15 protein-coding genes are annotated in these 17,760 nt (G+C 76.2%); 9 read left to right on the top strand and 6 right to left on the bottom strand.

Annotated elements, in window-relative coordinates:
* The first annotated feature begins 72 nt into the window (after positions 1–72).
* Positions 73–1,299 (top strand): hypothetical protein, encoded by a 1,227-nt coding sequence (locus tag FHX32_RS10145; protein ID WP_167180498.1) that lies wholly within the window; start codon positions 73–75, stop codon positions 1,297–1,299.
* Positions 1,300–1,340: 41 nt separating this feature from the next.
* Here FHX32_RS10145 and FHX32_RS10140 read toward each other — a convergent pair whose 3' ends face one another.
* Complete coding sequence (locus FHX32_RS10140; RefSeq protein ID WP_167180495.1) at positions 1,341–2,294, bottom strand: hypothetical protein; 954 nt, start codon at positions 2,292–2,294, stop codon at positions 1,341–1,343.
* A 106-nt stretch (positions 2,295–2,400) separates the two neighbouring features.
* The gene (locus tag FHX32_RS10135) at positions 2,401–3,462 is read right to left on the bottom strand and encodes an SPFH domain-containing protein (RefSeq protein ID WP_167180494.1); all 1,062 of its coding nucleotides are present in this window, start codon (positions 3,460–3,462) and stop codon (positions 2,401–2,403) included.
* A gap of 73 nt (positions 3,463–3,535) precedes the next feature.
* Between FHX32_RS10135 and FHX32_RS10130 the strand changes: the two genes are divergently transcribed.
* Positions 3,536–4,219, top strand: a complete 684-nt coding sequence (locus FHX32_RS10130; protein ID WP_167180492.1) for an NUDIX hydrolase — start codon at positions 3,536–3,538, stop codon at positions 4,217–4,219.
* An 87-nt stretch (positions 4,220–4,306) separates the two neighbouring features.
* Here FHX32_RS10130 and FHX32_RS10125 read toward each other — a convergent pair whose 3' ends face one another.
* The gene (locus tag FHX32_RS10125) at positions 4,307–4,927 is read right to left on the bottom strand and encodes a phosphoesterase PA-phosphatase (RefSeq protein WP_486480989.1); all 621 of its coding nucleotides are present in this window, start codon (positions 4,925–4,927) and stop codon (positions 4,307–4,309) included.
* Positions 4,928–5,140: 213 nt separating this feature from the next.
* Here FHX32_RS10125 and FHX32_RS10120 point away from each other — a divergent pair, with 213 nt between their 5' ends.
* The 7 genes from FHX32_RS10120 (at position 5,141) to FHX32_RS10090 (ending at position 15,397) form a co-directional block, all read left to right on the top strand.
* Positions 5,141–5,797 (top strand): hypothetical protein, encoded by a 657-nt coding sequence (locus tag FHX32_RS10120; protein WP_167178320.1) that lies wholly within the window; start codon positions 5,141–5,143, stop codon positions 5,795–5,797.
* A gap of 648 nt (positions 5,798–6,445) precedes the next feature.
* A complete protein-coding gene (gene pdhA / locus FHX32_RS10115; protein WP_088996814.1) occupies positions 6,446–7,630 on the top strand; it encodes a pyruvate dehydrogenase (acetyl-transferring) E1 component subunit alpha in 1,185 nt (394 codons plus the stop codon).
* On the top strand, positions 7,630–8,619 hold the full coding sequence (locus FHX32_RS10110; RefSeq protein ID WP_167180490.1) for an alpha-ketoacid dehydrogenase subunit beta: 990 nt from the start codon (positions 7,630–7,632) through the stop codon (positions 8,617–8,619). The genes pdhA and FHX32_RS10110 overlap by 1 nt, the downstream gene beginning before the upstream one ends.
* Before the next feature lie 5 nt (positions 8,620–8,624).
* On the top strand, positions 8,625–10,082 hold the full coding sequence (locus tag FHX32_RS10105; protein WP_167180488.1) for a dihydrolipoamide acetyltransferase family protein: 1,458 nt from the start codon (positions 8,625–8,627) through the stop codon (positions 10,080–10,082).
* 221 nt (positions 10,083–10,303) lie between these two features.
* Positions 10,304–10,441: a hypothetical protein gene (locus tag FHX32_RS10100; RefSeq protein WP_167180486.1), complete on the top strand. Its 138-nt coding sequence runs from the start codon at positions 10,304–10,306 to the stop codon at positions 10,439–10,441.
* Between the two features lie 347 nt (positions 10,442–10,788).
* On the top strand, positions 10,789–13,413 hold the full coding sequence (locus tag FHX32_RS10095) for an LppU/SCO3897 family protein (protein ID WP_167180484.1): 2,625 nt from the start codon (positions 10,789–10,791) through the stop codon (positions 13,411–13,413).
* A gap of 151 nt (positions 13,414–13,564) precedes the next feature.
* Positions 13,565–15,397, top strand: a complete 1,833-nt coding sequence (locus tag FHX32_RS10090; RefSeq protein WP_167180482.1) for an NHL domain-containing thioredoxin family protein — start codon at positions 13,565–13,567, stop codon at positions 15,395–15,397.
* Between the two features lie 22 nt (positions 15,398–15,419).
* On the opposite strand, the gene FHX32_RS10085 is transcribed toward FHX32_RS10090, so the two are convergent.
* The 3 genes from FHX32_RS10085 to FHX32_RS10075 are packed head-to-tail and all read right to left on the bottom strand — an operon-like array spanning position 15,420 to position 17,657.
* Complete coding sequence (locus FHX32_RS10085) at positions 15,420–16,172, bottom strand: 5-oxoprolinase subunit PxpA (RefSeq protein ID WP_167180480.1); 753 nt, start codon at positions 16,170–16,172, stop codon at positions 15,420–15,422.
* Positions 16,156–17,016: a 5-oxoprolinase subunit C family protein gene (locus tag FHX32_RS10080; RefSeq protein WP_167180478.1), complete on the bottom strand. Its 861-nt coding sequence runs from the start codon at positions 17,014–17,016 to the stop codon at positions 16,156–16,158. The genes FHX32_RS10085 and FHX32_RS10080 overlap by 17 nt, the downstream gene beginning before the upstream one ends.
* Positions 17,013–17,657 carry a 5-oxoprolinase subunit B family protein gene (locus FHX32_RS10075; RefSeq protein WP_167180476.1) on the bottom strand — a complete coding sequence of 215 codons (645 nt, stop codon included), beginning with the start codon at positions 17,655–17,657 and terminating at the stop codon, positions 17,013–17,015. Before FHX32_RS10075 ends, FHX32_RS10080 begins: the two co-directional genes overlap by 4 nt.
* Between the last annotated feature and the right edge of the window lie 103 nt (positions 17,658–17,760).

Here is a 17,760-nt window from a genome sequence, read left to right as displayed (position 1 = left end):
TGCCCGGCGCGCGGGTGAAACGCTCGGCTCGCTACCGCTGACCGGGACGGCCCGGCGGCGTAGGGTCGACACATGGCCACGCCCCAGACCCCCTACGACGCGGTGCTCCAGGCCGCACGCGACGTGACCAGGCTGGACACCGCCCTCGACGCCGAGATGCTCGGTGCCGCGCTGCTCGGCAGCGTCTACGCGGTCGCCGAGACCGACCGCAGCGCCGCGGTGCGGGACTTCGTGGCCGGCTTCCTGGCCGCCACCTCCCGCCGCCGCACGGCCGCCGCCACCACCATCCGCTCCGTCTTCGCCGCCCTGGTGCCCGACGCCGAGGGCGCCGCCCGGGTCCGCCCCGGCGCCACCGCGCCGGCCTGGTCCGGCCAACTCGGCAAGGTGCACCTCACCGGCAGTTGGGCGTACGGCGACGTGTACGGCGACCAGACCTCCTACCTCGCCACGTTCGCCTACGACGACGCGGCCGGCGGCCCGGAGCACGCGCTGGTCGCCCTGGTCGACCACAACATCGGGATCACCAAGGACGTCTTCGTCGGCGGGCCGGCCGAGCGGATCCTGGAGCAGGTCCGGCAGATGTGCGCCGGCGACGAGTTGACCTGGTTCCGCGAGGAGGACCCGGCCCGGATGCACGGCGAGGTGAGCCGGCACCTGGCGATCACCGACGACCTCGGCGAGCTGCCGGGTGAGGGCTCGCTGGCCACCGACCGGGCGCTGGTGGGCGCGCGGCTGGCGCTGCTGCCGCACGGCGCGGTCCCGCCCGCCGACCCGGACGCCGTCGAGCCGCTCTCCGCGGCCGAGCGTACGGAGCTGGTGCGGCGGTTCCTCGCCTCGCCCGAGGCGGCCCGGTTCGGCCTGGACAGCGTCGACGGCCCGGAGCTGGCGTCCCTGCACTTCTGCCTGAGCCTGCTGCTGGACCACGCGGCGAGCTTCCCGGACGCCGACCCGCTGCGCTGGAGTCCGGCGGTGGCCGGGCTGTTCCTGCTGGACTGGGTGCACCGGCGGGCCGTGCTGGACATGGACGACGCCGCGATGCTGCCCCGGGTGCTACGCGCCTGGGCCGCGTACGCCGCCCGCCAGCGCGGGCTGCCCGAGCCGGCCGCGACGCAGACCGACACCGCGATCGAGGAAATGGTGCCGGAGTTCGCCCGGCTCTACAGCACCGGCGAGCGGCGTAGCCCGGCCACCGCCGCGGTCGCCCAGCTGATGGCCGACGGCGTCGACCCGGACGACCCGGCCGCCCTGGACGCCTGGATCGAGGCCAACCGCCACCGCCTGGCCGACGACGGCGCCTGACCGCAAACCTCATGATCCGCGGCGCGGACCAGGCGGGGCGGTCAGGGGGAGACCAGGGTCAGGCGGGTGGGGGCGATCGAGACCGTCAGGCGCTGGCCCCAGTCGAGGGTGAGGCGGTCGGTCTCCAGGCCGTCGGCGAAGGCCACCAACCCGTCGGACTCGGCGACCAGGTCCAGCCGGTCGCCGGCGGCGAGCCGGCCGGCGGTGAGGTCGACCCCGGTGACCGGGGACGGCCACGCCTCCCGGACGAACCAGCCGAGCGCGGCCTCCTCCGGGGCGGGCGGCGGCGGCGCGCCCGGACGGTCCCGCGCGATGGACGCACACCAGCCGGTCGCCCCCGTACCGCTGCCGACCACCACCCCGGAGGAGGAGTGCCGCTCCCGCCGGGTCCGCCCGCTCTCGCAGACCGATAGCAGGTAGCGGGCGGACTGGTGGGAGGCGTGCCCGACGTACACCTCGTTGAGGCCGACCAGCTCCTGGCCGTCGTCGAGGGTGGCCCGGACCATGGTCCGGGGCGCGGTCGGGGCCACGCCCGCCACCACCGCCGGCAGCAGGGCGGCGAGCGACCCGGCCCGGTGCCGGACCAGCACCCCGGCGTTGCGCCCCGGTTCGGGGTCCACTCCGATCACCGGCTGCCCGGACAGGTACTTGGCGACGTTGGCCACCAGGCCGTCCGGCCCGACCGCGACCACCACGTCCTCCGGTCCGAAGAGGAACCGGGGCAGGTCGTCGCGGTCCACCGCGCCGCGCCGCCAGTTCGCCGGCACGGCCGCCCCGACGGTGGTCAGCGCGGCCTGGAGCGCCTCGTGCCGGTCCACCACCTCGGCCAGGTCCCGACCACGTTCCCGCAGGTACCAGGCCGCCGCGGCCCGGGTGCCGTGCCGGGCCAGCAGCTCGTCCAGCTCGCTGCGGCGGCTCACCACCACCACCCGGGGGGCGAGCGTGCCGGCCCCGGCACCGCCGCCCGCCCGGGCGGCGGTCGCCCGGCCGCTCATCGGAGCCACTCCGGGGCCGGCCCGGCCCCGCCCCGCCGGCCCGCCGCCCGGGCCGGCCGGCACGTCGGGCCGGGCCCGATCGCCGCGCGACGGCTCGTCCCGCCGCTCATCGGGCCGGGGCCAGCCGAGCCAGCAGGTCGGACACCAGGTCGGGGGTGACCGTGAGCTGCCCGATCTGCGGCAGCTGCCCGGCCAGCTCCCGGACCGTCAGGGCCCGCAGCACCTCCGGCGGCAGGTCGGCGTACGCGGCCAGCTTCGCCGCCTCCGCCTCGGCCTCGGCGTGCCCGACCGCGCGCATCCCGTCGGCCCGGGCGGCGGCCAGCGTCCGCTCCTTCTCCGCCTCGGCGCCGGCCAGCACCCGGGCCCGTTCGGCGGCCGCCGCGTTGGCGACCTTCTCCCGCTCGGCCTTGCCCTGCGCGGCAGCGAGTTCGGCGGCGGCGTCCAGCTCGACCCGGCGCCGGGAGTTCGCGCCGTGCTGCTCGACCAGCTGCTGCTCCCGCCGGGCCAGCTCGATCTTGTTCTGCAGCTCGTTCTCGGCGATCGAGCGTTCCTGCTCGACCGCCTGGGCGCGCCGGGCGTAGGTGGCCCGGTCGGCCTCGACCTGCACCGCCTCCCGGGTGGGCGTCTGCAACGCGCGCTCCAGCTCCGGCTCGGGCCGGATGGCCACCACCCGGGCGCTGACCACCGCCACGCCGACGTCGGCGAGCCGGGGCTCGGCCGCCAGGGCCGCCGAGACCGCCTCCCGGACCGGCGCGATGGTGGTGAGCGCCTCGGCCAGCGGCACCCGGGCCAGCAGGTCGAGCGCGGGCTGCTGGGCCAGCTCGGCGAGGAGGGTGGCCACCTGGTCGAGCGGGCGGGACCGGGCCCGGCCGGTGCGCGGGTCGACCGAGAAGTCGAGCCGGGTCGCGGCGAGCGCCGGGTCGGCCACCCGGTAGGTCACCGTCGCCTGCACGGTGATGTCGGCGAAGTCGCCGGTACGGGCGTGGAAGAGCAGCGGCAGCTCCCGGTCGTCCACCGGCACCTCGCTGAGTACCGCCCGCAGCGGCCGGTACCAGAAGGAGAGCCCGGTGCCCTCCCGGCGCACCCGCCCAGCCACCTGCCACCGCACCCAGCTAGTCGGCGTCCCGCGCAGGTGGCGCAGGTGCAACCGCCTCGTCACATCGGCCATCGTCCCCACCTCTCTTTTTTCGTCTTTGCGACGATAAACGTTCTGCTAGATTCTCGTCAAGGTGGTGATAAAGATGGCCGAGTACCCGCCCTTCGCGGTGACCGTCGACCTGGTGGTGCTCACCGTCCGGGCCGACGAGCTGAACGTGCTGCTGGTCCGGCGCGGCATCGAGCCGTACCGGGGCCGCTGGGCGCTGCCCGGCGGCTTCGTCCACGTCCACGAGGACCTACCGGCCGCCGCCGTCCGCGAGCTGACCGAGGAGACCGGCCTCGCCGAGCCCGCCGGGCACCTGGAGCAGCTCGGCACGTACGGCCGGCCGGACCGGGACCCGCGCGGACGGGTGGTCACGGTGGCCTGGCTGGCACTCCTTCCCGGTCTCGGCAGCCCGGTCGCCGGCACCGACGCCGCCTCGGCGGACTGGCTGCCGGTCGCCCGGCTGACCCCCGGGCAGCTCGCCTTCGACCACGACCGGATCCTCGCCGACGGCGTGGAGCGGGCCCGGGCCAAGTTGGAGTACACCCCGCTGGCCGCGGCGTTCTGCCCGCCCGAGTTCACCGTGGCGCAACTGCGGGCGGTCTACGAAACGGTCTGGGGCACCCGGCTGGATCCGCGCAACTTCCACCGCAAGGTGACCGGCACCCCAGGCTTCGTGGAGCCGGTGGGACGCTCCACAGCGGGCGAACGGGGCCGGCCGGCGCAGCTGTTCCGGCGGGGTGCCGCCGCCCTGCTGCACCCGCCGATGCTGCGCCCGGCCTGAGCGGGGCGCGCTTCCGGCGCGGGCCGTGCTCGGCGCGCCCGTCCGGATCGGACGGCGGGGGCGCCGAGCCCTCGGACCGGAGGCGGGTCAGCGGAGGGTGGCGAAGACGACGCCCGCGATCAGCCCACCGAGCCCGCCACCGGCGAGCACCTGGGCCACCGTGTGGTCGCCCAGCCGCACCCGGGACCAGCCGACCAGAGCGAGCAGCGGCGCGGTGACCAGCAGCCGGGCGCCGAACGTCAGCACCAGCACCACCACCGTGCCGGCGGCCACCGCCGCGTGGATGGACAGCTTCCACCAGTGGCTCACGCTCACCGCGACCACCAGGCCGAGCACTCCGGCGGCGGCCAACGCCAGCACCGGGCGGGGCGCGCCGAGCGCCGCGAGCAGGGCCAGCCCGGCGGCCACCGAGCAGAGACCGAAGAGCAGCGGAACCCGGCGCTGCTCGCGGACGCCCACGTGGTGGTCGGTGAGCCGGCCCCGGCGCACCCCGCCGAGGATGTACGCGAACGGGATGCCGCTGACGAAGAGCGTGGCGAGCAGCCCCCAGGCCAGGCCGCGCACGGCCCCCTGGCTGCTGTGCCAGCCGACGACGATGGTCAGCGCGCTGACCAGCACCGCCGGCGCGGTCACCTCGGTGACGATCCGGGCCAGCCGCGCCCCTGGGCCGGGCCGGGCGGCGTCGGCCGGCGGGAGTTCCCGACTCACCTGCCGGCGGCCGGCACCGTACCCGTCGCCGGGGTCGGCGACGTCCGCGGTGCGGGGACCGGAGCGGCCGGCTCGGCCGGCTCGGACGGCTCGGCCGGCTCGGACGGCTCGGCCGGCTCGGACGGCTCGGCCGGCTCGGACGGCTCGGCCGGCTCGGACGGCTCGGCCGGCTCGGACGGCTCGGTGACCGGCGGGCCGGTCCGCGGTGCCGGCGTGCGCCGCGTGCCCGGGGCCCGCGGGCCGGCGGCCGGGCGCGGCGCCGGCGCCGGCGAACCGGTGGACGTCGGGGTCGGCCCGCCGGCGCTGGTCGGGGTGACCACCTCGGGGGTCGGCGTCGCCCCGGTGCTGCCGTCGGGGGACGGGGTCGCGTCGTCCGGCGACGTGGGCGGGCTGCCGGTCGGGCTCGGCGGCACGGTACCGCTGGTGCTGGTCTGCGGCGAGGGCGACGGGGACGGCGATGGCGAGGTGCCGCCGCCCGGCGGTCCGATGGGTGGGGGCGACGGGGACGGAGAGGGCGACGGCCGGGGCGGTGGGGCCGTCGTACCGCCGGGGGGTCGCGGGCGGCCGGGCGGCGGAGTCCGGGCCGGTGCCGGGTCGGCCGCCAACCCGGCCGGACCGGGCGGTCGGCGCCCGGCCGGCCGCCACGGGGCGGTGGTCGCCGGGCCGGCGGACGGCGTGGCGGGCGGGGTGACCGCCGGCTGGCTGGTCACCGGCAGCGGGATCACCACCGGGCCCACCGACGGCGTCGGGATGAACGGGGTGCTGGTGTCGGGCAGCGCGGTGCTGCCGACGGTGGCCGACCCGGTGCTGATCGCCGCCAGGATCGGCATCGACGCGGTGCCGGCCAGCAGGGCGACGGTGAACAGGTAGCCCCGCGAGGGGGCCGCCGAGCCCGGCGCGCGGTGCGCGCCGACCACCGGGCGGTAGCCGCCGGCCGAGCGGTTCCGGCCGAGCAGCGGAGCGCCCGGTCCCTCAGCTGGCTCGGACACCGCACACTCCTCGTCGTCGTCGGTCCACCGGAGCGATCGGACGGGCCGCGCCCAACCGGGAAGCGGCAAACCACTCGATCGGTGGCGATCCGCCCGCACCAGGGTGGCCCAGTGACGGTGCGTCAGCCAACCCGTTACCGCGTGTCGCCACGCGTATCTGGCCGAACGGTGACGAACCATCGCCGGATCGGTCGGGCGGCGATCGACGCGACACCGGGCGATCTGTGTAACGAACTGGGCGGCCACCGGGGTGCGGGGCGGGCGTACTGTGGGCCGCCTCACCCTTGATGCGAATATGGACCACGACGGCAACGCAGCCGCGACCTCCGCGCACCCTCGCGGCAGGCGCGGCGCGGCGCCGGCGCTCCCCGAACCGGGTTCGGCCTGAATCCGGCTCACGCCGCGCGGCAACCCCCACCGGGGCTAGGCGCGGCCGCCAGGAACCGGTCCGGCACCAGCCGGACAGGCGCAAGAGTTGCGCGGCCGGGTGACCCCCCGGTGCCGACGCAGACATGACAGGGAGAGACGGATGGCAAAGGGCGACCCCGGGGTCACCACCCGCGGCCGGCGGGCCGCACCCCGGTCGAAGAAGGCCGGGGCCGGCAAGGCCGGCGACCCGGAACTGGTGCAGCTGCTCACCCCCGAGGGCGAGCGGATCGAGAGCGTGACCGGGCCGGACGGCACCGAGTACCGCGTCGACTTCACCGACGAGGAGTACCGCGGCCTCTACCGGGACCTGGTGCTGGTACGCAAGCTGGACGCCGAGGCCACCGCCCTGCAGCGGCAGGGTGAGCTGGGCATCTGGGCGAGCCTGCTGGGTCAGGAGGCGGCCCAGGTCGGCTCCGGCCGGGCGCTGCGTACGCAGGACATGGCCTTCCCGACCTACCGCGAGCACGGCGTGCTCTACTGCCGGGGCATCGACCCGATCATGCCGCTCGGCCTGTTCCGCGGCGTCGACCAGGGCGGCTGGGACCCGAACGAGTTCAAGTTCAACATGTACACGATCGTGATCGGGGCGCAGACCCTGCACGCGACCGGGTACGCCATGGGCATCGCCATGGACGGCAAGACCGGCACCGACGACGGCGAGGCGGTCATCGCCTACTTCGGCGACGGCGCCACCAGCCAGGGCGACGTGAACGAGGCGTTCGTCTGGGCCGGCGTGTTCAACGCGCCGATGGTCTTCTTCTGCCAGAACAACCAGTACGCGATCTCCGAGCCGCTGGAGCGGCAGACCCGGATCCCGCTCTACCAGCGGGCCGCCGGCTTCGGCTTCCCCGGCATCCGGGTGGACGGCAACGACGTGCTGGCCACGTACGCGGTCACCCGGCACGCGCTGGACAACGCCCGGCACGGGCAGGGCCCGAGCCTGATCGAGGCGTACACCTACCGGATGGGGGCGCACACCACCTCCGACGACCCGACCCGGTACCGGATCGCCAGCGAGGTCGAGGCCTGGCAGGCCAAGGACCCGATCGCCCGGATGAAGGCGTTCCTGACCAAGCAGCAGCTGGCCGACGCGGACTTCTTCGCCGAGGTCGACGAGCAGGCTCGCCGCGAGTCGGTGCACCTGCGCGAGCGGGTGCTGGCCATGCCCAACCCGGAGCCGACCACCCTGTTCGACCACGTCTACCCCAACGGGTCGCCGCTGGTCGACCAGCAGCGTGAGCAGTTCAGCAGGTACCTGGAGTCGTTCGAGGGGAGCGCGCACTGATGGCCACGGAGACGCTCACCCTCGGCAAGGCCCTCAACGTCGGCCTGCGCCGCGCCCTGGAGAACGACCCGAAGGTCGTCATCATGGGCGAGGACGTCGGCAAGCTCGGCGGCGTCTTCCGGATCACCGACGGGCTGCAGAAGGACTTCGGCGACCAGCGGGTGATCGACACCCCGCTCGCCGAGTCCGGCATCATCGGCACCGCGATCGGCCTCGCCATCCGCGGCTACCGGCCGGTCTGCGAGATCCAGTTCGACGGCTTCGTCTACCCGGCGTACGACCAGATCGTGTCGCAGGTGGCGAAGATGCACTACCGCTCGCGCGGCAAGCTCAAGATCCCGATGGTGATCCGGATCCCGTTCGGCGGCGGCATCGGCGCGGTGGAGCACCACTCGGAGTCGCCCGAGGCGTACTTCGCGCACACCGCCGGCCTGAAGGTCGTCTCCTGCGCCAACCCGCAGGACGCGTACGTGATGATCCAGCAGGCCATCGCCTCGGACGACCCGATCATCTTCCTGGAGCCGAAGCGACGTTACTGGGAGAAGGGTCCGGTGGAGGTGGACGCGCCGCTGGCCGACGCGTACCCGCTGCACGCCACCCGGGTCGCCCGGCCGGGCACCGACGTAACCCTGCTGGCGTACGGGCCGATGGTGCGGACCTGCCTGGACGCGGCGACCGCCGCCGCCGAGGACGGCCGGGAGCTGGAGGTCATCGACCTGCGCACGCTCTCCCCGCTGGACCTCGGCGTGGTGTACGAGTCGGTGAAGCGCACCGGCCGGGCCGTGGTGGTGCACGAGGCGCCGTCCAACGTCGGGCTCGGCGCGGAACTCGCGGCCCGGATCACCGAGGAGTGCTTCTACTCCCTGGAGTCCCCGGTGCTGCGGGTGACCGGCTTCGACACCCCCTACCCGGCCGCCCGGGTGGAGGAGGAGTACCTGCCCGACCTCGACCGGGTGCTCGACGCCGTCGACCGCACCTACGGCTGGTGATCGGCATGTCGCGGATCAAGGAGTTCAACCTGCCCGACCTGGGCGAGGGTCTCACCGAGGGCGAGATCCTCAGCTGGCTGGTCGCGGAGGGCGACACCATCGAGTTGAACCAGCCGATCGTCGAGGTGGAGACGGCGAAGGCGGCCGTCGAGATCCCGGCGAAGTGGGCCGGCCGGGTGCAGGCGATCTTCCACCCGGAGGGCACCACGGTGGAGGTCGGCACCCCGATCATCGCGATCGACACCGACCCGGGCGCCGGGCCGGTGGAGACGCCGTCCGGCACCGCCGGCGGCGACCTGCCCACCCCGTCGGCGGCCTCGCTGGCCGCGGTCGAGGTGGCGCCCGCCGAGGGCATGGTCGAACCGGGTCTGATCGGCGGTCCCGCCCCGGGTGGCCGTACCGCCGTACTGGTCGGCTACGGCCCGCGTACCACCGCGGCGAAGCGCCGCCCGCGCAAGGGCGACGTCCCGGCGCAGGCCCGGCCGGCCGCGGCCGCCGCGGCGCCGGCCGCGGTCCCGCCGGTCGAGGCCGCCCCGGCCGCCGGCCGCAACGGCCACCCCGGCACGGGTGGGCTGGTGCTGGCCAAGCCGCCGGTGCGCAAGCTCGCCAAGGACCTGGGCGTCGACCTCGCCACGCTGACCGGCTCGGGCCCGCTGGGCTCGATCACCCGGGAGGACGTGCAGCGGGCGGCGGCCGGCGCCACGGCGGGCGCCGAGCCGGTCGCGGCGACGCAGCCGGCCAGCGCGGCCCCGAGCTTCGGCGCGGACCGCGAGCAGCGCATTCCGGTCAAGGGGGTACGCAAGCTCACCGCCGAGAACATGGTCCGGTCGGCGTTCACCGCGCCGCACGTGACCGAGTTCCTGACCGTCGACATGACCCGGGCGATGAAGGCGCTGGACCGGCTGCGCGACCGGCGGGAGTGGCGGGACGTGCGCGTCTCCCCGCTGCTGCTGGTGGCCAAGGCGGTGCTGCTGGCGGTCAAGCGGCACCCGATGGTGAACTCCACCTGGTCCGGCGACGAGATCGTGGTCAAGGAGTACGTCAACCTGGGCATCGCGGCGGCCACCGAACGCGGGCTGATCGTGCCGAACATCAAGGACGCCGGCCGGCTGTCGCTGCGGGAGCTGGCCGACGCGCTGACCGACCTGGTGCAGACGGCGAAGGCCGGCCGCACCTCACCGGCCGACATGTCCGGCGGCACCCTGACCATCACCAACGTCGGTGTGTTCGGGGTGGACACCGGCACGCCGATCCTGCCGCCGGGCGAGTCGGCGATCCTGGCCTTCGGCGCGGTCCGCGAGATGCCCTGGGTGCACAAGGGCAAGGTCCGCCCGCGCCAGGTCACCACGCTGGGGCTCTCCTTCGACCACCGGATCATCGACGGCGAGTTGGGCTCGAAGTTCCTGCGCGACATCGGGGACTTCCTCAGCGACCCGGAGGCGGCGCTGCTCGCCTGGACCTGACGGCTCGACAACCGGCGACGGCCGGTGTGCCAGGGGTGAACGCCCGGCACACCGGCCGTTACCGTTGGAGGACGAGAAACGTCGGCGAGACGGCCCTCTTACCTTTGATTATTCGGCAGGTGTCTCAGCTCACCTAATAATCGATGGAAGTTGGTCGCGTTCTGCGGTTCAATAGACACATCGACGGGCTGACAACCGAATAGCCAGGAGGAGACACCACCATGAGCATGATCGAGCGAATCCGGAACCGCCGCGACGCCAACCGCCGCGCCCGTGCCATCGAGCACGCGCTGCGCTCGGCCAACTCGCCCGCGGTCCGCGACGAGATCCTCGCCATCGCCCAGCGTCACATGAGCTGAGGCTCCACAACTTTCCTCACTCCTCCAGATCGACGACCCGCCCGGTCCACCCGGGCGGGTCGTCGGCGTTTCACAGCCCTCGGCACCGGGATTCCACCTCGCCGCAGCGCCCGGTACGGTGGGGCTCGGTCGTCGCCCGCCGACCCGGACCGGGGTCGGGCCGATAGAAGCTGCTCGACACCATCCGGCGACGCGGAGTGACGACGAGTGCTCCCCGGGCGCCCCCCGGGCCGCCACCGGATACGGTGCGGGGAGCCGGCACGGCCGGTACCGCCGGCGACGCCGGCAGCCCTGCCGAGCAGACCGATCGGCACCGGCGGCCGACATGTGATGGAGGAGGCGCACGCATGACGTCCGAGGGCCCGCACCACCCCGGCCAGGAGCCGGACGAGGTGTCGCCGGGCGCCGGCGGACCGGCGCCGTACGGCGACCGCCCGGCGCAGCAGCAGCACACCGGCTACGGCGTGACCACGCCCGATCTGGGCTGGGCCCCACCGCCCCCCGCGCAGCCGGGCCCACCCGCACCGGCCTGGGCCGCGTCCCCGGACCAGCCGCCGCACGCCCGGGGCTCCGCCCAGCCGCCGCAGCCGGGCGAGCCGGGCGCCTGGAACCCGCCCGGCGACGCGCAGCCCGCCTGGCTCGCCCAGGGTGAGCAGCCCGGCCAGCAGCCATGGGCCGCCGGCGGGTCCGCCGAGCAGCCCGGCTGGGCGCAGGGCGAGCAGTCGGCCCCGGCCTGGGCGCAGCAGCCCGCCGCCCGGGGCGCCGCCCAGGTGCCGTCCGCCGGCCCCGACGCCTGGCCCGCCCAGAACGGCGGCGGCCAGGATCCGGCGCAGTCCGGCGGCTGGCACAACGACCCGGCCCAGCAGGACGACCAGTCCCGCCAGCCCGACTGGGCCGCCCCGCAGCAGGACGACCCGGCCCGCTCCGGCGGCTGGGCCGGCGCGCAGCAGGACGAGCAGCCCGCCTGGGCGCCGGCCGAGCAGCCCGCCTGGGCGCCGGCCGAGCAGCCCGCCGCCCGGGGCGCCGCCCAGGTGCCGCAGGCCGCGCCGGCCTGGGGCGGCCAGGAGGAGCCGGCCGCCTCGGCCGGCTGGCACGACGAGCGCCCGGAGCAGTCCGGCGGTTGGGCCGCCGGGCAGCACGACGACCAGCCGCGGCAGCCCGACTGGGCCGCCGCGCCGCAGCAGGACGGCCCGGCCCGCTCCGGCGGCTGGGCCAGCACCGGTCAGGACGACCAGCCGCGGCAGCCGGGCTGGGCCGCGTCGGAGGACCGGTCCCCGGGCGGCTGGGAGGCTCCCGCCGAGCAGCGCCCCGGTGGCGCCTGGGGCGGATCGGCCGACGACCCGGCACCGGCCCGCGACGAGCCCGGCGCCTGGGGTGCCGCCGCCGCGCCGCAGCCGGTCGACCGGCCTGACGAGAACGGCTGGACGCCGGCGGAGCCGGCCGCCACGCCACCCGCCCGCGCCACCGCGTCCGTGCCCGGCGACGGCGGACCGCCGGTCTGGTCGCCGGTCGCCGCCGGGCAGCCGCCGCAGCGGACCGGCGCCGACCGGCCAGCCCTCGACAACGACCTGCCCTCGCGGACACCCAGCCTGCCCGACGTCGAGCCCTGGGATGCCGCCGAGGCGTGGGGCCGTGCCGACGCCGAGCCGGCTCGGCCCGGCAACGACCGGGAGGCCGACCGGGCCGAGCAGTCCCCGATCTACCAGCCCGCCCCGGGGCCCGGCATCTCGCCGGCCAACGCGGTGCCGCTGCCTCCGCAGGAGCAGCGGGTGCCGGGCGCCAGCCTGGCCGCCGCGCCGCCGGCCGACTACACCCCGCCCACCCAGTTCGCGCCGGAACAGCCCGCCTACGCCGAGCAGTCCGCCCGCGAGGGCGGCGCGCCGGCGTACGAGCGGGAGCAGCCGGGCTGGGGGCCGGCCGGATCGCGGCACGAGGAGCCGCAGTCCCCGGCCGGTCCGGTGGTGCCCGCCCCGCGTACCTCCCCGGAGGCCGCCGAGCCCGCCGCCGGCAGCGTCTCGGCGAGCGCCGCGGTGCCGCTGGCCAGCCGGGTGATGCCCCCCACCGACCAGGCGGTGCGACCGGCCGGCACGCCCGCGCCGCAGCCCCGGGTTTACGGGCGCCCGGCCCGCCCGGAGCCGGTGGACGAGCCGGCGCCGGCTGAGCAGGAGGCGGTCCGCCCCGAGCACGCCCCGCCGCCGCGGTTCGAGCCGACGCCGGAGCCCCGCTTCGACGACCGGTCGCCGGCCGGGCCGAACGGCTTCGCCGGGGCCGCCCCGGTCGCGCCGGCCTCGCCCGCGCCGCCGCCGGCGTTCCCGCCCGGGGTGCCCTCCTTCGTCGACGCGCCGCCGCAGAACCGGCCGGTGAACGGGGTCCGGCCGCACGCCGGCGACCGTCCGGCCGACCAGTTCGGCGGCCCGGCCGACCAGTTCGGCGGCCCGGCCGCCGGTGGCGGTACGCCGGTGGGCGCTGCCGTGCCCGGCTACGGTCCCGCCCCGACGGCCGACCCGGCCCCGGGCGGCGGCTTCCCGCCGTCGTTCCCGCCGCCGCCGCCGGCGCAGCAGCCGGCCGGCCCGTCCTGGGACCAGGCCCCGGCCGAGCAGAACCGGTTCGACGCGTTCAAGCCGGAGGCGGAGCCGAAGACCGAGGCGCCCACCCCCAAGGTGCGCAACGGCCGGGTGCTCGCCGCCGTGCTGGTCGCCGCCGTGCTGATCCTGGCCGTGCCGCTGGGTCTGCTGATGCTGCTCGGCAAGGTCGGCGGCTCCGACACGCCCGCGTTCGACCCGGCGGTCGGCACCTGCGTCAAGAAGTCCGGCGACGGCGCGGCCGCCGCGGACTGCGGCGAGGCCGGCGCCTTCACCATCGTCTCCAAGGTGGACGCGCCGGAGAAGTGCGCCGACCCGGCGCAGCCGCACGTGCGGCTCGCCGGCGACGGAGCCAGCCGGGTGCTCTGCCTCAAGCCGGCCGGGCAGTAGCCGTACGAGACGACCGGCGGGGCCACGGGTGACCGTGGCCCCGCCGCCGTTTCCGGCCCGGACGCGGCCCGACGTGCCCGGGGTCGGATGTGACGGAACCCGCGCCGGGGTACCGGCCGGAACAGCGGGTGTCGTCCGGCAGACTGGCGGCATGAGCGCACGAGTACGGGCACCGGAGCTGCGCGGCCGGGGCTGGCTGAACACCGGCGGTCGGGAGCTGAAGCTCGCCGACCTGCGCGGCAAGATCGTAATCGCCGACTTCTGGACCTTCTGCTGCATCAACTGCCTGCACGTACTCGACGAGCTGCGCCCGCTGGAGGAGAAGTACGGCGACGTGCTCGTGGTGATCGGCGTGCACTCGCCGAAGTTCGAGCACGAGAAGGACGCGGACGCCCTCGCCGCGGCGGTCGAGCGGTACGGGGTGCACCACCCGGTGCTCGACGACCCCGAGATGCACATGTGGCAGCAGTACGCGGCCCGGGCCTGGCCGACCCTGTCGGTGATCGACCCGGAGGGCTACGTGGTGGCCACCATGGCCGGCGAGGGGCACGCCGAAGGGCTGGCCCGGCTGATCGACGAGCTGATCGCCACCCACGAGGCCAAGGGCACCCTGCACCGCGGTGACGGCCCGTACGTGCCGCCGGCCGAGCCGGAGACCACGCTGCGCTTCCCCGGCAAGGCCGTGCTGCTGGAGAACGGCAACCTGCTGGTGTCGGACTCGGCCCGGCACTCGCTGGCCGAACTGGCGCCGGACGGCGAGACGCTGGTCCGCCGGATCGGCTCGGGCAACCGGGGCCGGGTCGACGGTCCGGCCGAGGCGGCCGGCTTCGCCGAGCCGCAGGGGCTCTGCCTGCTCCCCGCGCACGTCGCCGAGGTGGCCGGCTACGACCTGGTCGTCGCGGACACCGTCAACCACCTGCTGCGCGGCGTACGCCTGGCCACCGGCGAGGTGGTCACGGTGGCCGGCACCGGCCGGCAGTGGCGCTCCACGGTCGACGACCACGCGCACGACGCGCTCGCCGTCGACCTCTCCTCCCCCTGGGACCTGGCCTGGTACGACGACAAGGTGGTCATCGCGATGGCCGGGATCCACCAGCTCTGGTGGTTCGACCCGGTGAAGCGGACCGCCGGCATGTACGCCGGCACCACGGTCGAGGCGCTGCGCGACGGGCCGCTGGCCGACGCGTGGATGGCCCAGCCGTCCGGCCTGTCGGTCTCCGCCGACGGCGCCCGGCTCTGGGTGGCCGACAGCGAGACCAGCGCCATCCGGTACGTCGAGGACGGCGTCATGGGCACCTCCGTCGGGCAGGGCCTCTTCGACTTCGGCCACGTCGACGGGCCGGCCGCGTCGGCGCTGCTCCAGCACCCGCTCGGGGTCTGCGCGCTGCCGGACGGCTCGGTGCTGATCGCCGACACCTACAACGGCGCGGTTCGCCGCTACGACCCGGCGAGCGACCAGGTCTCCACGGTCGCCGACGGGCTGGCCGAGCCGAGCGACCTGGTGCTCACCCCGGACGGCGAGGTGCTGGTGGTGGAGTCCGCCGCGCACCGGCTCACCCGGCTGGCCCCGGGTGCGCTCTCCGCCGCCGGGGCGAGCACCGTGGACGGGCCCCGGCACCGCGCCGAGCGGAGGCCGACCGACGTCGCGGCCGGCGAGCTGACGCTGGACGTCATCTTCACCCCGGCGCCGGGGCAGAAGCTGGACGAGACGTACGGCCCGTCCACCCGTCTGGTGGTCTCCGCGTCCCCGCCGGAACTGCTGGTCGAGGGGGCGGGCACCGGCACCGAGCTGTCCCGCCGGCTGGTGGTCAACGGTGCCGTCGACGGCGGCGTGCTCCAGGTGACCGCGCAGGCGGCGACCTGCGACGCCGACGTCGAGCACGCGGCCTGCCACCTGACCCGGCAGGACTGGGGCGTGCCGGTGCGGGTGGTGGACGGCGGCGCGGCCCGGCTGCCGCTGGTGCTGCGCGGGCTGGACGCCTGAGGCGGGTCCGCGCCGCGCTCGGCTATCCGACGAACGGGGTGGGCGTCACGCCGGCGTCGATCAGGGCGGCGCGGACCAGTTCGGCGGCGGCCACCGCGGCGGGGCTGTCGCCGTGCAGGCAGATCGACTCCACCTGGCACGGGATCACGCTGCCGTCGACCGCGACCACGGTCCGCTCGGTGGCCATCCGGACGGCCCGGGCGGCCACCTCCTCCGGGTCGGTGACCAGCGCGCCGAACGCGGTGCGAGGCACCAGCTGCCCGTTGGGCAGGTAGCCGCGGTCGGCGAAGCCCTCGGCCACCACCCGTAGGCCGGCGCCGACCGCGAGCTGGGCGAGCATCGAGCCGGGCGCGCAGAGCACCGGCAGCTCGTGGTCGTACTCGCCGACGGCGGCGACCACCGCCGCGGCCTGGGACTCGTCGCGGGCCACGGCGTGGTAGAGCGCGCCGTGCGGCTTCAGGTAGCGCACCCGGCCGCGGAACACCCGGCAGAACGCGTCCAGCGCGCCGAGCTGGTAGATGATCTCGTCGCGCAGCTCCGCGAAGGCGTACGCGATGTGCCGGCGGCCGAACCCGGCGAGGTCCCGGTAGCCGACCTGGGCGCCGATCGCGACGCCCCGCTGGACGGCGGCCGCGCAGACCCGGCGCATGGTGGGCGGGTCGCCACCGTGGAAGCCGCAGGCGACGTTGGCGGAGGTGACCAGGTTCAGCAGCGCGTCGTCGTCACCGAGCCGCCAGATGCCGAAACCCTCGCCGAGGTCAGCGTTGAGGTCCATGGAACCTCACCGTAGTGCCTGGCCGGGCCTGCGCGAGCGGGGTCACGTCGGCCACCACCCCGACGACCGGGTAGCCGCCGGTGGTCGGGTGGTCGGCGAGGAAGACCAGTGGCTGGCCGTCCGCCGGCACCTGCACCGCGCCGAGCACGAGCCCTTCGCTGGGCAGTTCCCCGGCCACCGCGCGGGGTAGCGGCGCGCCGGTGAGGCGCGCGCCGACCCGGTTGCTCAGCGGGCTCACCGCGTACGCCGTGCCGAGCAGCCGGTGCAGCGCGTCCGGGGTGAACCAGTCGTGCCGGGGGCCGAGCCGCAGGGCCAGCCGCAGCTCGGCCGGGGCCGGCGCGCCGACGGTCAGGTCCACCGGGGCGGGCGGCCCGGACGGCGTGCCCAGCGGCAGCCGGTCGCCGTCGCGCAGCGGTGGCGGGCCGAGCCCGGAGTGGGTGTCGGTGGACCGGCTGCCGAGCACCGGCTCGACGGCGATCCCGCCGCCGACCGCGAGCCAGTTGCGCAGCCCGTCGGGGGGTGGGCCGATCCGCAGCACCGCGCCCGCCGGCAGTGACAGCGGTCGGCCCACGTCGCCGGGGCGGCCGTCGACCCGGACGGTGGTGCCGGCGCCGGTCACCGCTACCGTGGCGGCCCGGGAAAACCGCAGCTCGCAGCCGGTCAGGGTGATCTCCAGGCCGGCGGCCGACTCCGGGTTGCCGACCAGCCGGTTGGCCAACCGCAGCGCCGCCGGGTCGAGCGCGCCGGAGCGGGGTACGCCGAGGTGCGCCCAGCCGGGCCGGCCCAGGTCCTGGACGGTGGTGAGCGCACCGGCCCGGAGCACCTCGACGGTTGCCGGCGTCACGCGGCCACCAGGCGTACCTCGGTGCCGGGGGTGAGTCGGGCGGGCGGGTCGGCCCGCACGTCGAAGAGGGTCGCCCCGGTGCGCCCGACGAGCAGCCAGCCGCCCGGTGAGGCGCTCGGGTAGATGCCGGCGTACGGGCCGGCCAGGGCGACCGAGCCGGCCGGCACCCGGGGTCGCGGACTGGGCAGCCGGGGCACGGCCAGCTCGGCCGGCAGCCCGGTCAGGTACGCGAACCCGGGCGCGAAGCCGCAGAAGGCCACCCGGAACCGGGTCTGGCGCAGCCGCCGGACCACCGCCGGCACGTCCACGCCCCAGTGGCCGGCGACGGCGGGCAGGTCCGCCCCGTCGTACGTCACCGGAATCTCGACCGTCGCGGCGGCGGCCGTGGTGGCGGGCGGCCGCGGGGTCCAGCCGGCGATCCGGGCGGCGGTGGCCGCCGGGTCCGGCACGCCGTCGAGCAGGACGGTGGTGGCCGCCGGCACGATCTCGGCGGCGTCCAGCTCACCGGCGTCCCGGCGGCGCCACAGCTCGACCCGCCACGCCTCGACCAGTTCCGCGACGTCCGGTGCGGGCGCGGTGTGTGCCTCCGGTTCGGCGCAGTCGAGCAGCAGGGCGTGCGCCCCGACGGGTCGGATCCGCATCCGGCCATCCTCGCCGATCCGGCTGGGTGGCGGGAGGGTCGGAGGTCCCGCGGCAGGAGTGACCGGTTGCACTACCAACAAGTAACCTACGGTGCCGTAACCT

It is taken from the genome of Micromonospora sp. CNZ280, from assembly GCF_011759515.1.
The sequence above is the reverse complement of the archived record's forward strand: the minus strand, read 5'-3'. Positions and strand labels throughout refer to the sequence as shown.

Coding starts and splice junctions, on each gene's coding strand:
- FHX32_RS10145 (WP_167180498.1), top strand. CDS start 73: ATGGCCACGCCCCAGACCCCCTACGACGCGGTGCTCCAGGCCGCACGC.
- FHX32_RS10140 (WP_167180495.1), bottom strand. CDS start 2,294: ATGAGCGGCCGGGCGACCGCCGCCCGGGCGGGCGGCGGTGCCGGGGCC.
- FHX32_RS10135 (WP_167180494.1), bottom strand. CDS start 3,462: ATGGCCGATGTGACGAGGCGGTTGCACCTGCGCCACCTGCGCGGGACG.
- FHX32_RS10130 (WP_167180492.1), top strand. CDS start 3,536: ATGGCCGAGTACCCGCCCTTCGCGGTGACCGTCGACCTGGTGGTGCTC.
- pdhA (WP_088996814.1), top strand. CDS start 6,446: ATGGCAAAGGGCGACCCCGGGGTCACCACCCGCGGCCGGCGGGCCGCA.
- FHX32_RS10110 (WP_167180490.1), top strand. CDS start 7,630: ATGGCCACGGAGACGCTCACCCTCGGCAAGGCCCTCAACGTCGGCCTG.
- FHX32_RS10105 (WP_167180488.1), top strand. CDS start 8,625: ATGTCGCGGATCAAGGAGTTCAACCTGCCCGACCTGGGCGAGGGTCTC.
- FHX32_RS10100 (WP_167180486.1), top strand. CDS start 10,304: ATGAGCATGATCGAGCGAATCCGGAACCGCCGCGACGCCAACCGCCGC.
- FHX32_RS10095 (WP_167180484.1), top strand. CDS start 10,789: ATGACGTCCGAGGGCCCGCACCACCCCGGCCAGGAGCCGGACGAGGTG.
- FHX32_RS10090 (WP_167180482.1), top strand. CDS start 13,565: ATGAGCGCACGAGTACGGGCACCGGAGCTGCGCGGCCGGGGCTGGCTG.
- FHX32_RS10085 (WP_167180480.1), bottom strand. CDS start 16,172: ATGGACCTCAACGCTGACCTCGGCGAGGGTTTCGGCATCTGGCGGCTC.
- FHX32_RS10075 (WP_167180476.1), bottom strand. CDS start 17,657: ATGCGGATCCGACCCGTCGGGGCGCACGCCCTGCTGCTCGACTGCGCC.